This is a genomic window from Plantibacter cousiniae (nom. nud.), assembly GCF_977070315.1.
Map to the genome: position 1 here is coordinate 1 of NZ_CDRVEU010000020.1, position 14,054 is coordinate 14,054.

The following is a 14,054-nucleotide window of genomic DNA, read 5'->3' on the forward strand; positions in this document are numbered from 1 at the left end:
AAACGCAGCCAATGCATTGAATGTACCGCCCTCTTCGCGGACAAGTCCGCTCCTACAGGGCACCGCAGACTCCCACAAGGCTTGATGCTGTGTGCGCTCCCGTGGGAGCGAGCTTGCTCGCGAAGGCTATATTCCAAACGCAGCCAACGCAGTGAATGTACCGCCCTCTTCGCGGACAAGTCCGCTCCTACAGGGCACCGCAGACTCCCACAGGACTTGATGCTGTGTGCGCTCCCGTGGGAGCGAGCTTGCTCGCGAAGGCTATATTCCAAACGCAGCCAATGCATTGAATGTACCGCCCTCTTCGCGGACAAGTCCGCTCCTACAGGGCACCGCAGACTCCCACAGGGCTTGATGCTGTGTGCGCACTTGCTCGCGAAGGGGCCGGTACAGCCACTGAAGATTTACTGATCAGGCAGACCGTCTTCGCGAGCAAGCTCGCTCCCACAAGATACCTCGTGCTTCCGTGGGAGCGACCGGGGCGGCGATCCGCCTTGCTCGCGAAGGGGCCAGTCGTGCTTTCTACATTCGAGAAGGCATTTCAGACCAGTACGATCTGGTTCTTGCCCTGGCGCTTGGCCTGATACATCGCGGCGTCGGCGCGGCCGTAGAGGGTTTCGAGGCTTGGGTCGTCCGCGCCCAGGTTGGTCAGGCCCTGGCTGGCGGTGATACTGAAGGTGGTGCCGCCGGACTGGAAATTCTGACGCTGGATCTCGCGTTGCAGGCGCTCCGCGATCTGCATGGCCATGTCCGGCGCGCAACCGGGGAATACTGCGGCGAACTCTTCACCACCGATACGCCCGAACAGGTCACCACGCCTCAATGCCGAACGACCGCTTTCGGCGATGCGTTGCAGCACGGTATCGCCTTCCTGATGGCCGTAGGTGTCGTTCACCAGCTTGAAGTCATCGATGTCCAGCAGCAAAAACGCCAGCGGCGTACCGTTGAGGCGAGCCAGTTCGAACTCGCGCTGGGCGCATTCGAAAAAGTGCCGGCGGTTGCTGCTCTGGGTCAGCACATCGGTGGTCGCCAGGCGTTGCAGCTCATCCTCGAGGTGCTTCTTCTCGGTGATGTCTTCGGCGATGCCCACCACGATCAGACGCTGGCTGGCGTCGGCGCGATGACTGACGAAGCATTTATCGCTGAGCCAGCGTACTTCGCCATCCGCACGAATGATCCGGTACTCCCGGTCCTCGATCGAGCCTTTCTCGATGACCTCGTTCAGGCTGCGCTCGGCGTAGTTCAGGTCATCGGGGTAGATGCTGTCGCGCCACTCACTGTAGTCAGCCAGCAGCAGGCCCGCCGAACGACCGAAGATGCGCTCGTAGGCCGGGCTGACATAGATCATGTGCTGGGTTTCCCAGTCAAACGCCCACAAAACAGCGTTCACGCTCACCAGCAACGAGCTGAACAATTGTTCGCGCTCGCTCAGACGTGCGACTTCTGCCTGAGCGTGCATCAGGGCTAACAGGGTTTCTGCGGCTGCGGGCATATCAGTGATCGGTGAGCCGGGTAGGGAAGTGAAAGGCTGCTTTTCCATAAGAACCATCTCAAACGTTTACGGCCAGTAAGGCGCCCTATCCCGATTGGCGAGAAAGTTGATGAGATAGACGGGGAGGGGATAAGTTCCGGGACCGGCGCGCCAGGGGATGGCGCGCCGATCAACGGTTCAGGCGTGTGCGGGGCGTAGCGAGTAGGTTTTCAGCTGGTCGGCGAACTCGCGCAGGGACTGAATACCGCTGGCTTCGGCCTCGTGAATCCACTCTTTCATGGCCGACAGCATGTCGTGACCGTTGCTGCTGGTCTTGACCCAGATCTGTTGCAACGCGAGGCGTTTTTCGTAGATCACTTTCAGCGCATGGCTGTGTTCCAGCATGGTCTGGATGCGCAGGTGATGCCTGTCATCGAGCAGGCTGGTCTCACGCGACAGCAGGCGCTTGGCACGACGGAACTGATGACGCACCGACTCGTCGGCCTTGCCGAGTTCCTGAGTAACCAGCGGCGCGATGACCAGCTTGCGGTACTGCGCCATGATCTGGAAACGGTTGTTGAGGATCGCCATCGCGGTGTCCATGTCCATATGGCCCTTGCCTTCGACCCGATGGGCGATAGGCGCGACCCGCTGGACCTTGGCCAGACCCAGGAAGCTAAACACTTTGATCCATGCCCAGCCCATGTCGAACTCCCAGGGCTTGACCGACAGCTTGGCCGAGTTGGGGTAGGTGTGGTGATTGTTGTGCAGTTCTTCGCCGCCGATCACGATGCCCCACGGCACCAGATTGGTGGCTGCATCGCGGCACTCGAAGTTGCGATAGCCAACCGCATGACCCAACCCGTTGACCACACCGGCAGCCCAGAAGGGAATCCACATCATCTGCACGGCCCAGACCGTGATACCGAGCGCGCCAAACAGCGCCACGTCGATGACCGCCATCAAAGCGATGCCCAGCAGCTTGTAGCGCGAGTACAGATTGCGCTCGATCCAGTCTTCCGGGCAGTTCTTGCCGTAGATCCGCAGGGTGTCCTGGTTCTGCGCTTCCTCGCGGTACAGCTCTGCGCCCTTGCGCAGTACCGTAGACAGACCCTTGACGACCGGGCTGTGCGGATCGTCGACGGTTTCGCATTTTGCGTGGTGTTTGCGGTGGATGGCTGTCCACTCGCGGGTGTTCTGGGCCGTGGTCAGCCACAGCCAGAAGCGGAAGAAGTGTTTCAGACCCGCATTGAGCTCCAGGGAGCGGTGGGCTGAATAGCGGTGCAGATAGACCGTAACGCCAATGATCGTTATATGGGTCATGACCAGCGTGACCGCTATTAACTGCCAGACGGAAAGGTCGAGCAAACCGTTGTACCACATAGGCTGTTTGGCCCTCGTAGAAATACCTGTGAAGAAAAAAGTCGCAACGGCATTATCACTGACATGGCTCAGAAAACCAGTCACCCTTGCAGATAAGCGTCGCAGGATGTTTCTTGCTTTATAATCCAGACCTTTCGTAAGGCTCGGTTTTTTATGTCCGATTATTCCCGTAACGCGCTGCGAACCGCCGTTCTGTATGGGCTGCTGTCGATTCTGTGGTTCGCGACAGGCAGCGCCCTGCTGTCTTTTTTCGTCAAGGATCCGGCTCGACTGTCCGTCGGACAACAGATGATCGGTTACGGCTGGGCGTTGCTCAGCACCGTCATGATCTTCATTGCACGTGACAAATTGAAGGCCATCGTCGGCGGCGAAGCGCTGTTCGAGCGCCAACAACAGGACTATGACCGGCTGCTGCTGGCGGCGGTAGTGTTCGACAGTACGCGTGAGGGCGTGCTGGTCAGTGATGCCGAAGGGCGTATTGTCCATGTAAATCGTGCGTTTGTGGACATCACTGGCTATCAGGCCGACGAGGTGCTGGGTTTCAACCCCAGCAAGTTCAAGTCCGGTCGTCATGGCCCCGAGTTTTATCGGCAGATGTATCACTCACTGCAGAGTGCCGGGCAGTGGAGCGGAGAGATCTGGAACCGGCGCAAAAGCGGCGAGATCTATCCGCAATGGCAAACCATCCGCTGCATCAAGGGTGAAGACGGGCAGGCCAGGCATTTTGTGGCGGTGTTTTCCGATATTACCGCCATCAAGCGCTCCGAGCAGGAGCTGGCGCAACTGGCCCATTACGATGCGCTGACCGAGTTGCCCAATCGTCTGCTGCTGACCGACCGTATCAGCCAGGCGCTGACCTCGGCGCGCTCCAGCAAGCGCGGCTGTGCGCTGCTGGTGGTCGACCTGGACAACTTCAGAAACATCAACGACAGCCTTGGCCATAACATCGGCGACGAAGTGCTCAAGGCGGCAGCCGAACGTCTCAATGCGCTGGCCGACAGCGGTATGACGGTCTCGCGGCTGGGCGGTGACGAATTCGCGCTGCTGGTCAAAAACTGTACGCACATGGTGCATGCCGCAGCGCTCGCGCAGCAGGTGATCAGTGCCTTCAAAGCGCCGTACCCGATTGGCGGGCATCAGTTGTTCGTCACTGCCAGTATCGGTATCAGCCTGTTTCCCGGTGACGCGCTGACGGCCGAGCAATTGTTGCGCAATGCCGACTCGGCGCTGTTCAAGGCCAAGACCGATGGCCGCGAAGGGTTTGCGCTGTACACCGAAGAGCTGACCGCCCACGCCCAGCAGCGGGTGCAACTGGCCAGCGAGCTGCGCCAGGCCATCGAGCAGGACCAATTGCGGGTGTTCTACCAACCGGTTTACGACCTGGTAACCGGACGTATTTGCGCGGTCGAAGCGCTGGTGCGCTGGCAGCACCCGACTCGTGGCATGGTTTCGCCCGGCGATTTCATCCCTATCGCCGAGCAGAACGGGCTCATCGCCGATATCGATGCCTGGGTATTGAATACTGCCTGTCGGCAAATGCAGGCATGGCTGGCAGAAGGCGTCTCGATTGCGTCCGTCGCGGTCAACGTGTCCAGCCGCCTGTTCAGTCGTGGTGATGTCGATCGGCGAGTGGCTGAGGTCTTGAACGAGACCGGCCTCGATCCGGCATTTCTTGAGCTGGAAGTCACTGAAAGTGCAGTCATGGAGGACCCTGAACAGGCCATCAAGCAATTGCATCGCCTGCGTGAACTGGGCCTGAGTCTGGCCATCGATGACTTCGGCACAGGCTACTCATCGCTGCTGCGGCTCAAGAGCATGCCGGTGCAGAAGCTCAAGATTGACCAGGGTTTCGTGGCCGGGCTGCCGGGCGACGTGGATGACATCGCGATTGTACGGACGGTCATCGCGCTGGCTTCGAGCCTGGGCATGCGTGTACTGGCGGAGGGGATCGAACACGCCAGTCAGGCTTCATTCCTGTTAAGCAACGGTTGCGAGTTGGGCCAGGGCTACTGGTTTGCCCGGCCCATGGCGGCACAGTCGATTGACTGGACGCACGCGCCCGCGTTCAACTAGTTCAGGCCCTCACTGATAACGCGGGTCAGGGTGTGCAATGCACCCTGAGTGGCTCCCACCCTTATAAAGTCTTTTTGGTTATATCTGCATTCTTAAATAGTCTTTTTAAGAATATCCGCACCTCACTATTATTGCCTCACCGCCATACGCCATCGCCCCCAGTCGCGACGGCAGGCCCCTCACTTCTCAAGGATTAAGACAATGAGCGCATCTCTACGTAGTGTTGACGGTCAGGACGAAGCAGCCATTCTGCGTGAAATTCAGAGTGCGTTGCGTGACCTGCGTTTTGGTGCCGTCGAAATCACCGTGCACAACGCACAGGTGGTGCAGATCGAGCGCAAGGAAAAGTTTCGTTTGCAGAACCCTGCCAAACACAACTGAAGCGGCAATCACCCGACTGGTCAACCGGAGGGTTTCATCCTGACTCCTGATACCCCCCTGAAAAACAGCAACGCGCCCGTGCGAATGCCGTTCTGACGCGCCAAGAAATCAAAAAAGCCAACACACAGCATTTCCAGGAGCTTCAATCTATGTCCATTCGCCGTTTTGCGCTGGCGGCTCTCGCCAGTGCTGTTTTCGCAGGCTCGGCTGTCGCCAAGGATTACGAACTGCTCAACGTGTCCTACGATCCGACCCGCGAGCTGTACCAGGATTACAACGCAGAATTCGTCAATTTCTGGAAAAAATCCCATCCGGACGACAAGGTCGAGATCAAGCAATCCCACGGCGGCTCGGGCAAGCAGGCGCGTGGCGTGATTGATGGCCTGCGCGCTGACGTAGTGACCCTGGCACTGGCCGGTGATATCGACGAAATCGCCAGGCTCGGCAAGACGCTGCCCGAAAACTGGCAGACCCGTCTGCCGGACGCGAGCACGCCGTACACCTCGACCATCGTGTTTCTGGTGCGCAAGGGCAACCCGAAAGGCATCAAGGACTGGGGCGACCTGACCAAGAAAGGCGTCTCGGTGATCACACCGAACCCGAAAACCTCCGGCGGTGCGCGCTGGAACTTCCTGGCCGCCTGGGCCTACGGCCTGAAAGCGGGCGGCGGTGACGAAGCCAAGGCCAAGGAATACGTGCAGACACTGTTCAAGCACGTGCCGATCCTGGATACCGGCGCACGCGGTTCGACCATCACCTTCGTCAACAACGGTCAGGGTGACGTGCTGCTGGCGTGGGAAAACGAAGCGTTCCTGGCGTTGAAAGAAGACGGCGGCAAGGACAAGTTCGACATCGTCGTACCTTCGCTGTCGATCCTTGCCGAACCTCCCGTCGCCGTGGTCGACAAGAACGCCGAGAAGAAGGGCAACACCGAAATCGCGACTGAATACCTCAAGCACCTGTACAGCAAGGAAGGTCAGGAAATTGCTGCGAAAAACTTCTATCGTCCACGTGATGCCGAAGTGGCCGCCAGGTACGAGAAGCAATTCCCGAAACTCGATCTGGTGACTATCGACAAAGACTTTGGTGGCTGGAAAACTGCGCAGCCGAAGTTTTTCAATGACGGCGGCGTTTTCGACCAGATTTATCAGGCGCAATAAGCCGAAATGAGGATGCCGCCCGAGCGGCATCGCAGGCTTGGCCAAACAGCCCGGATTAACCTCCGGGCTTCGTGCAAGTGAAACCAGGGACTTTTATGTCGCGTCGTATTTCCCCCGTCATACCCGGCTTCGGGCTGACGCTGGGCTACACCTTGGTGTACCTCAGTCTGATTGTGCTAATACCGCTCGCCGCCATGTTCGTACATGCCGCGCAGCTCACCTGGGATCAGTTCTGGACCATCATCACGGCACCACGCGTGATCGCGGCACTCAAGCTGAGCTTCGGCACCGCCTTTTACGCAGCCCTCATCAACGGTGTGATCGGCACACTGCTGGCCTGGGTGCTGGTGCGCTACACCTTCCCCGGGCGCAAGGTCATCGATGCGATGATCGATTTGCCATTCGCCCTGCCCACCGCAGTGGCCGGTATCGCCCTGACAGCGCTGTACGCGCCCAACGGCTGGGTCGGCCAGTTCGCGGCTGATCTGGGTTTCAAGATCGCCTACACCCCGCTGGGTATCACCCTGGCGCTGACCTTCGTCACCCTGCCGTTCGTGGTGCGCACCGTGCAGCCTGTGCTGGCCGATATTCCCAAGGAAGTCGAAGAGGCCGCTGCCTGCCTGGGCGCGCGTCCGTTACAGGTGTTTCGCCACATCCTCGTGCCGGCGTTGCTGCCTGCCTGGCTGACCGGCTTTGCCCTGGCGTTTGCCCGTGGCGTGGGCGAGTACGGTTCGGTGATTTTCATCGCCGGCAACATGCCGATGAAAACCGAGATCCTGCCGCTGCTGATCATGGTCAAGCTCGACCAGTACGACTACACCGGCGCAACCGCTATCGGCGTGATGATGCTGGTGGTGTCCTTCATTCTGCTGCTGCTGATCAACCTGCTGCAGCGGCGCATTGAAACCCCATCCTGAGGAGGCGCAGAACATGTCTTATCCATCTGTTTCAGCCGCCGCCTCTGCCAACGCCGCCCGTCGTGGCAGCGCGGTGTCGCGACGCATTCTGATCGGCCTGTGCTGGCTGGTGTTCGTCCTGTTTCTGGGGCTGCCACTGTTCATCGTGGTGTCCCAGGGCCTGAAAAACGGTCTGGGCGCGTTCTTTACCGCGATCCTCGAGCCGGACGCGCTGTCGGCGTTGAAGCTGACGGTTATTGCGGTACTGATCTCGGTGCCGCTCAATCTGGTGTTCGGCGTCAGCGCCGCATGGTGCGTGAGCAAATACTCGTTCCGTGGCAAGAGCATTCTGGTCACGCTGATCGACCTGCCGTTCTCGGTGTCGCCGGTCATCGCCGGTCTGGTTTACGTGCTGATGTTCGGCGCGCAGGGGCTGTTCGGGCCGTGGTTGCAGGATCACGACATCCAGATCGTCTTCGCCCTGCCGGGCATCGTGCTGGCGACCATTTTCGTCACTGTGCCGTTCGTTGCGCGCGAACTGATCCCGCTGATGCAGGAGCAGGGCACTCAGGAAGAAGAGGCCGCACGGCTGCTGGGCGCCAATGGCTGGCAGATGTTCTGGCACGTCACGGTGCCGAACATCAAATGGGGCCTGATCTACGGCGTGGTGCTGTGTACGGCACGGGCGATGGGTGAGTTTGGCGCGGTGTCGGTGGTTTCCGGGCACATTCGCGGCGTCACCAACACCCTGCCGCTGCACGTCGAAATCCTCTACAACGAGTACAACCACGTTGCCGCCTTTGCCGTGGCGAGCCTGTTGCTGATCTTGGCGCTGTTCATCCTGCTGCTCAAGCAGTGGAGCGAATCCCGCATTAACCGTCTGCGCCATAACGCGGCGGAGGAATAATCATGTCGATCGAAGTCCGTAACGTCAGCAAGAACTTCAACGCCTTCAAGGCCCTGAACAACATCAGTCTGGACATCCAGAGTGGCGAGCTGGTGGCGTTGCTCGGCCCGTCAGGCTGCGGCAAGACCACCCTGCTGCGCATCATTGCCGGTCTGGAAACCCCGGATGACGGCAGCATCGTGTTCCATGGCGAGGATGTGTCCGGCCACGACGTGCGTGATCGCAACGTCGGGTTCGTGTTCCAGCATTACGCGCTGTTCCGCCACATGACGGTGTTCGATAACGTCGCGTTCGGCCTGCGCATGAAGCCTAAACGCGAGCGCCCGAACGAGACACGGATCGCCGAGAAGGTCCATGAGCTGCTGAACATGGTGCAGCTGGACTGGCTGGCCGACCGTTATCCGGAGCAGCTGTCGGGTGGACAGCGCCAGCGCATCGCCCTGGCCCGCGCCCTGGCGGTCGAGCCAAAAGTGCTGCTGCTGGACGAGCCGTTCGGGGCGCTGGACGCCAAGGTCCGCAAGGAGCTGCGTCGCTGGCTGGCGCGCCTGCACGAGGACATCAACCTGACCTCGGTGTTCGTGACTCACGATCAGGAAGAGGCCATGGAAGTGGCCGATCGCATCGTGGTGATGAACAAGGGCGTGATCGAGCAGATCGGCTCGCCGGGCGAGGTCTACGAGAACCCGTCCAACGACTTCGTCTACCACTTCCTCGGCGACTCCAATCGCCTAAGCCTGGGCGAGGAGGGTCACCTGCTGTTCCGTCCGCATGAGGTGTCGCTGTCCCGCCAGGAAATCGAAGACCATCACGCCGCCGAAGTCCGCGACATCCGCCCACTGGGCGCGACGACGCGGGTCACCCTGAAAGTGGAAGGGCAGAGCGAACTGATCGAGGCCGAAGTGGTGAAAGACCACGACAGCCTGGTGGGCCTGGCCAAGGGCGAGACGCTGTTCTTCAAACCGAAGGTCTGGCAGAAGCTTTAAGCCCGCCCTCCAGCTATCATTCCCATGCTCCGCGTGGGAATGCCCTTCTGGACGCTCTGCGTCCTCGGGCTGTTATCGCACGGACAACGCCAGCATGAACGCCGCGACGATGCCGCACACGGCGAACAGTTGTTGCAGGCGTGGGCCGGCGAGGTAGCGGGCGACTTGTCTGCCGATGATCAGGCCGACGACTGCACCCAGCGCAAACGGCGCACCAACCGCCCAGTGTATCATCCCGCTCAGTGACGCGGTGATAACGCTACCCATCGAAACCAGGGCGATCACGGCCAGTGACGTCGCCACGACACTCTTCATGTCCAGGTCGCTGTAGCGGGTCAACGCCGGAATGATCACGAACCCGCCGCCAACCCCCAACAAACCAGACAGCAACCCGGAGCCCACGCCGGTCAGCGTCAGTGCGCGCAGGCAGGGCATGGTCCAGCGCAGGCGGCCCTGCAACGGGTTGAGCACGCAGGGCAGGATCTCTGCGCGCGGCGCCGGCTTTCCGTGGCGCAGTTCGCGGCTGGCCCTGATGAACATGCGTCCACAGGCGTACAGCAGCACAACCGAAAAGACCAAGGCCAGCGGCGTATTGGGCAGTCGATGAGCGAGCCACAGGCCCAGAGGCGCCATCAGTACACCAATGGACGCGATGTACCCGGCCGCACGATAGCGGACTATACCCTGGCGCAGCCCCAGCACCGCACCGATCCCCGCCGCCAGCCCTACGGCCAGCAGACCGACAGGCGCGGCTTCGACAATCGACAGACCGAGACCGAAGACCAGCAGCGGCACGGCGAGAATGCCGCCCCCCGCTCCGGTCAGCGCCAGTACCATGCCGATGATGGTTCCCAGACCAACGCCCAGTAACTGATGCTCATCCATGCCGGGTGTCAGCCTTTTTCGGTTTGGCCAGCCATTCACGGCCCTTGAGCATGCCATGCCAGTACAGCGCGGGCAGCACTCGCGCTTTCAACCACCAGGCCAGTCGGGTCGGCTGGCGACCCTCCAGCAGCCAGCGCGGAAAGCTCGGCGCGACCTTGCCGCCATAGGTGAATTCGGCCAGCACAATGCGGCCTTTCTCGACCGTCAACGGGCACGAGCCATAACCGTCATACACAGCGGATTCACCCCGACGACCCAGCGCGACCAGCACATTGTTGGCCACCACCGGCGCCTGCTTGCGTGCCGCTGCAGCGGTCTTGGCATTGCTGGTATTGGTGACATCGCCCAAGCCATGCACATTGGCGAACTGGCGGTGCTTCAGCGTGGCAGGGTCCACGTCCACCCAGCCTGCGGCATCGGCCAGCGGGCTGCTGCGGATGAAGTCGGGGGCAATCTGCGGCGGCACTACGTGCAACATTTCGAAGCTTTGCTCGACGGTCTCGCTGCTGCCATCGGCCTGTGTGCGAATGAACGTGGCGCGCTTGCCAGGCCCGTCGACGGCGACCAGCCGATGGCTGAACTTGAGGTCGATGGCGTAGCGCTCGACGTACTTCATCAGCGCTGGCACATAGTCGGCGACACCGAACAGCACGCCACCGGCGTTGTAGAACTGCGTATCGATCTGCGCGAGACGACCGCTTTTCAACCAGTGATCGCAGGACAGGTACATCGCCTTCTGTGGCGCACCGGCGCACTTGATCGGCATGGGCGGCTGAGTGAACAGCGCGCGGCCCTGTTTCAGGTTCTGCACCAGCTTCCAGGTGTAGGGCGCCAGGTCATAGCGATAGTTGGAGGTCACGCCATTGGCCCCGAGCGTTTCCACCAGCCCGTCGATGGCCGACCAGTCCAGCTTCAGGCCGGGGCAGACCACCAGTTGCTGATAACCGAGCACGCGGCCGTCGCCCAGCGTCAGCGCATTGTGCTGCGGCTCGAAGGTCGCTACTGCAGCCTTGATCCACTGCACGCCTTTTGGAATCAGCGAAGCCATGCTGCGCGCCGTCGACTGCGGGGTGAAGATCCCCGCACCGACCATGGTCCAGCCGGGCTGGTAATAATGGGTATCGGCAGGGTCGACCAAAGTGATTTGCAGGGTAGCGTCCCGGGCGAGCAGGCTTGCGGCAGTGGCGATACCGGCAGCACCGCCACCGACGATCAGGATCTGACAGGTTGTTGTCGAAGCATTCATCACAGGGTTTCCCAAGGCGGGCAGCGGTCAAAGGGCATTGAGCGGGATCTTCAGGTAGACGACGCCGTTGTCTTCCGGCTCGGGAAAGTGTCCGCAGCGCATGTTGACCTGCACCGCAGGCAGCATCAGCACCGGCATGTCCAGCGTCGCGTCGCGGGCTTCGCGCATGCCGACGAACGCGTCTTCATCCACACCGTCGTGCACATGGATATTGCTGGCGCGCTGTTCGGCAACCGTGGTCATGTATTTCAGCTCACGGCCATTGGGCAGGTAGTCGTGGCACATGAACAGCAGGGTCTCCGGCGGCAGCGCCAGCAGTTTCTTGATCGAGCGATACAGCGTGCGCGCATCGGCCCCCGGGAAGTCACACCGGGCGGTGCCGTAATCAGGCATGAACAGCGTATCGCCGACAAACGCGACCGTGGCGTCACCGACTTGCACCAGATAACTCATGCACGCCGGCGTGTGCCCGGGCGTGTGCATGGCCTTGACCTCAAGCGTACCGAGGGCGAACGACGCGTTGTCTTCCAGCAGCACATCGAACTGGCTGCCATTGCGCGCAAAGTCAGGCGGCGCGTTGAACAGCGTGCCGAAGGTTTCCTGCACGGCGGTGATATGGCTGCCAATGACAATTTGCCCACCCAGCCTCTGTTTCAGATACGGCGCTGCCGAGAGGTGATCAGCGTGCACGTGGGTTTCGAAAATCCACTGCACCGAGGCGCCCAGCGCCTGCGCCCGTTCGATCATCCGGTCGGCAGACTCGGTCCTGGTGCGGCCGGACTTGGGGTCGTAATCGAGCACGCTGTCGATCAGCGCACATTGCTTGCTGTGCAGGTCCATCACCAGATAGCTGATGGTCCAGGTATGCGTGTCGAAGAGCGCTTCGACATGGAGTTTTTCACCGATGATCATGTGCAATTCCCATGGCTGTAAATCGCCTCAAGGCCCGTTTGGCCAGGCCGGACGGTTGGCAGTCGTTGCCATGATGTCTCAATAACCATGCCAATCACTGCAAAGCCTGTTCAGCCCAGTAAATAAAGGCATTAGGAATTCTTAAGAGCACCTGGATCAACTGACAAACCTGCGGACTGCCACATTCTGGCAGTCATTTGGCAGTCCATGGCACACGCTGGCAGACGGATGGGTTAAGCTGCGCCCAGCCCACAGGAGCACCCATGAACCTCATCGCCACCGATTTTCCCGGCAGTCGCATGCAGTCGCTGGTGTCATACCTCGAACATGATCTGCGACCGACCATCGTGCTCGACACCGACTACAACATCATTGCCGCCAACACCGCCTACCAGCGCCAGTTCGGCGTCGAAGGCACGCCGCATGTGGGCGAGAAGTGTTATCGGGTGTCGCATCAGTTTGCGGTGCCGTGCGATCAGGCCGGCGAGCATTGCCCGATGCGCAAGGCCCATGAAACACGGCTTCCGGAGCGTCTGCTGCACATTCATCACACACCGCGCGGCCCCGAGCATGTGGATGTCGAGCTGCGGCCGATTCTCGATGATCAGGGTGAGGTGATCGCTTATGTCGAGCGACTGAGCTCGGTGGCGGTGGCATCCGTCCAGCCGCAGCAACATGGGCTGGTAGGGCGCTCGGCGGCGTTCAAGGAGGTGTTGAGCGCTCTGCAACGTGCGGCGCCCGCGCAGATTCCGGTGTTACTGCAGGGCGAGTCGGGGACCGGCAAGGAATTGTTCGCGCGCGCACTGCACGCCAGCAGCGCCAGGTCCGCCGGGCCGCTGGTGGTGGTCGACTGCACGGGGCTTACCGAAACCCTGCTGGAGAGCGAGCTGTTCGGCTATGAGAAGGGCGCGTTCACTGGCGCATTGCAGCGCAAGACCGGTCTGGCTGAAGCCGCTCATGGCGGGACGCTGTTTCTTGATGAGATTGGTGAGGTGCCGCTGGCCATGCAGGTCAAGCTGTTGCGGCTGATCGAATCGGGCAGTTTTCGTCCGGTGGGCAGCCTGCGCACGGTGCACTCGGATTTTCGGCTGGTGGTGGCCACGCACAAACCGCTCCGGGAGATGGTCGCCGACGGAAGCTTTCGTCAGGATTTGTTTTACCGCATCAGCGCCTTTCCGATTCGCCTGCCGGCCCTGCGTGAACGCAGTGATGACCTGCCGCTGCTGATCGACAGCCTGCTGCAACGCATCGCGCCCGGCGCTGCTCCGCGTGTCGACGCCGAGGCCATGAAGCGGCTGAGTTTGTACAGTTACCCCGGCAACATTCGCGAGCTGCGCAACATACTCGAACGCGCCCGTTTATTTACCGACGACGGCATCATTCGCGCGCAGGACCTGCCCGCCGAGGTGCGCGGCCAGGGCGAAGCGGGTGGTGTGACGTACCGCCAGCAGGACGACGGCCTGGAGAAACTCGCCCATGCACTGCGAGTGTTCAATGGCTCGCGCAGTGAGCTGGCCAGAGAGCTGGGACTGAGCGAACGCACCCTGTACCGACGTTTGCGTGCCCTCGGCATTCCGCGTTGAAGCGTGCGGAACGATCATCGCAACTATCGTGCGGCGCTCCGCGTCGCATGCCTTTCCGGACGCTCCGCGTCCTCTTGACGACGCAGAGCGTCGAGAACTGCATTCCCACGCTGGAGCGTGAGGAACGATCATCACAACTATCGTGCGGCGCTCCGCGTCGCATGCCTTTCCGGA

At 60.9% G+C, this 14,054-nt stretch carries 12 protein-coding genes; 7 read left to right on the top strand and 5 right to left on the bottom strand.

The window, feature by feature from the left end:
- Nucleotides 1–541: 541 nt before the first annotated feature.
- Both ACW55A_RS26595 and desA read right to left on the bottom strand, forming a co-directional pair.
- Nucleotides 542–1,492, bottom strand: a complete 951-nt coding sequence (locus tag ACW55A_RS26595) for a GGDEF domain-containing protein (RefSeq protein ID WP_498812028.1) — start codon at nucleotides 1,490–1,492, stop codon at nucleotides 542–544.
- Nucleotides 1,493–1,669: 177 nt separating this feature from the next.
- Nucleotides 1,670–2,839, bottom strand: coding sequence for a delta-9 fatty acid desaturase DesA (desA, locus tag ACW55A_RS26600; protein ID WP_498812030.1), 1,170 nt, complete (start codon nucleotides 2,837–2,839; stop codon nucleotides 1,670–1,672).
- Nucleotides 2,840–3,007: 168 nt separating this feature from the next.
- On the opposite strand from desA, the gene dibA reads away from it, so the two are divergent.
- The 6 genes from dibA to ACW55A_RS26630 all read left to right on the top strand — a co-directional run bounded on the left by dibA (nucleotide 3,008) and on the right by ACW55A_RS26630 (nucleotide 9,254).
- Complete coding sequence (gene dibA, locus ACW55A_RS26605; RefSeq protein WP_498812032.1) at nucleotides 3,008–4,927, top strand: phosphodiesterase DibA; 1,920 nt, start codon at nucleotides 3,008–3,010, stop codon at nucleotides 4,925–4,927.
- 201 nt (nucleotides 4,928–5,128) lie between these two features.
- Nucleotides 5,129–5,308 (top strand): sulfur starvation response protein OscA, encoded by a 180-nt coding sequence (gene oscA, locus ACW55A_RS26610; RefSeq protein WP_455809718.1) that lies wholly within the window; start codon nucleotides 5,129–5,131, stop codon nucleotides 5,306–5,308.
- A 149-nt stretch (nucleotides 5,309–5,457) separates the two neighbouring features.
- The gene (locus ACW55A_RS26615) at nucleotides 5,458–6,468 is read left to right on the top strand and encodes a sulfate ABC transporter substrate-binding protein (protein ID WP_455809719.1); all 1,011 of its coding nucleotides are present in this window, start codon (nucleotides 5,458–5,460) and stop codon (nucleotides 6,466–6,468) included.
- 95 nt (nucleotides 6,469–6,563) lie between these two features.
- The gene (cysT, locus tag ACW55A_RS26620) at nucleotides 6,564–7,385 is read left to right on the top strand and encodes a sulfate ABC transporter permease subunit CysT (protein ID WP_003367677.1); all 822 of its coding nucleotides are present in this window, start codon (nucleotides 6,564–6,566) and stop codon (nucleotides 7,383–7,385) included.
- A 13-nt stretch (nucleotides 7,386–7,398) separates the two neighbouring features.
- Nucleotides 7,399–8,271: a sulfate ABC transporter permease subunit CysW gene (gene cysW, locus ACW55A_RS26625; protein ID WP_046718752.1), complete on the top strand. Its 873-nt coding sequence runs from the start codon at nucleotides 7,399–7,401 to the stop codon at nucleotides 8,269–8,271.
- 2 nt (nucleotides 8,272–8,273) lie between these two features.
- The gene (locus ACW55A_RS26630) at nucleotides 8,274–9,254 is read left to right on the top strand and encodes a sulfate/molybdate ABC transporter ATP-binding protein (RefSeq protein WP_002551393.1); all 981 of its coding nucleotides are present in this window, start codon (nucleotides 8,274–8,276) and stop codon (nucleotides 9,252–9,254) included.
- Nucleotides 9,255–9,326: 72 nt separating this feature from the next.
- On the opposite strand, the gene ACW55A_RS26635 is transcribed toward ACW55A_RS26630, so the two are convergent.
- Genes ACW55A_RS26635 through ACW55A_RS26645 form a run of 3 tightly spaced genes read right to left on the bottom strand, consistent with a single transcriptional unit; the run spans nucleotide 9,327 to nucleotide 12,297 of the window.
- Nucleotides 9,327–10,139, bottom strand: coding sequence for a sulfite exporter TauE/SafE family protein (locus ACW55A_RS26635; RefSeq protein WP_498812037.1), 813 nt, complete (start codon nucleotides 10,137–10,139; stop codon nucleotides 9,327–9,329).
- Nucleotides 10,132–11,385, bottom strand: coding sequence for an NAD(P)/FAD-dependent oxidoreductase (locus ACW55A_RS26640; protein WP_122266083.1), 1,254 nt, complete (start codon nucleotides 11,383–11,385; stop codon nucleotides 10,132–10,134). The genes ACW55A_RS26635 and ACW55A_RS26640 overlap by 8 nt, the downstream gene beginning before the upstream one ends.
- 27 nt (nucleotides 11,386–11,412) lie before the next feature.
- Entirely contained in the window at nucleotides 11,413–12,297 is an 885-nt protein-coding gene (locus ACW55A_RS26645) for an MBL fold metallo-hydrolase (RefSeq protein ID WP_003435144.1), read from the bottom strand.
- 263 nt (nucleotides 12,298–12,560) lie between these two features.
- On the opposite strand from ACW55A_RS26645, the gene ACW55A_RS26650 reads away from it, so the two are divergent.
- Nucleotides 12,561–13,880, top strand: coding sequence for a sigma-54 interaction domain-containing protein (locus tag ACW55A_RS26650; protein ID WP_455809723.1), 1,320 nt, complete (start codon nucleotides 12,561–12,563; stop codon nucleotides 13,878–13,880).
- Nucleotides 13,881–14,054: the final 174 nt, after the last annotated feature.

Bases quoted from the DNA above. Each gene is read 5' to 3' on its own strand.
- ACW55A_RS26595 (WP_498812028.1), bottom strand. From the start codon at position 1,492: ATGCCCGCAGCCGCAGAAACCCTGTTAGCCCTGATGCACGCTCAGGCA.
- dibA (WP_498812032.1), top strand. From the start codon at position 3,008: ATGTCCGATTATTCCCGTAACGCGCTGCGAACCGCCGTTCTGTATGGG.
- oscA (WP_455809718.1), top strand. From the start codon at position 5,129: ATGAGCGCATCTCTACGTAGTGTTGACGGTCAGGACGAAGCAGCCATT.
- ACW55A_RS26615 (WP_455809719.1), top strand. From the start codon at position 5,458: ATGTCCATTCGCCGTTTTGCGCTGGCGGCTCTCGCCAGTGCTGTTTTC.
- cysT (WP_003367677.1), top strand. From the start codon at position 6,564: ATGTCGCGTCGTATTTCCCCCGTCATACCCGGCTTCGGGCTGACGCTG.
- cysW (WP_046718752.1), top strand. From the start codon at position 7,399: ATGTCTTATCCATCTGTTTCAGCCGCCGCCTCTGCCAACGCCGCCCGT.
- ACW55A_RS26630 (WP_002551393.1), top strand. From the start codon at position 8,274: ATGTCGATCGAAGTCCGTAACGTCAGCAAGAACTTCAACGCCTTCAAG.
- ACW55A_RS26635 (WP_498812037.1), bottom strand. From the start codon at position 10,139: ATGGATGAGCATCAGTTACTGGGCGTTGGTCTGGGAACCATCATCGGC.
- ACW55A_RS26640 (WP_122266083.1), bottom strand. From the start codon at position 11,385: ATGAATGCTTCGACAACAACCTGTCAGATCCTGATCGTCGGTGGCGGT.
- ACW55A_RS26645 (WP_003435144.1), bottom strand. From the start codon at position 12,297: ATGATCATCGGTGAAAAACTCCATGTCGAAGCGCTCTTCGACACGCAT.
- ACW55A_RS26650 (WP_455809723.1), top strand. From the start codon at position 12,561: ATGAACCTCATCGCCACCGATTTTCCCGGCAGTCGCATGCAGTCGCTG.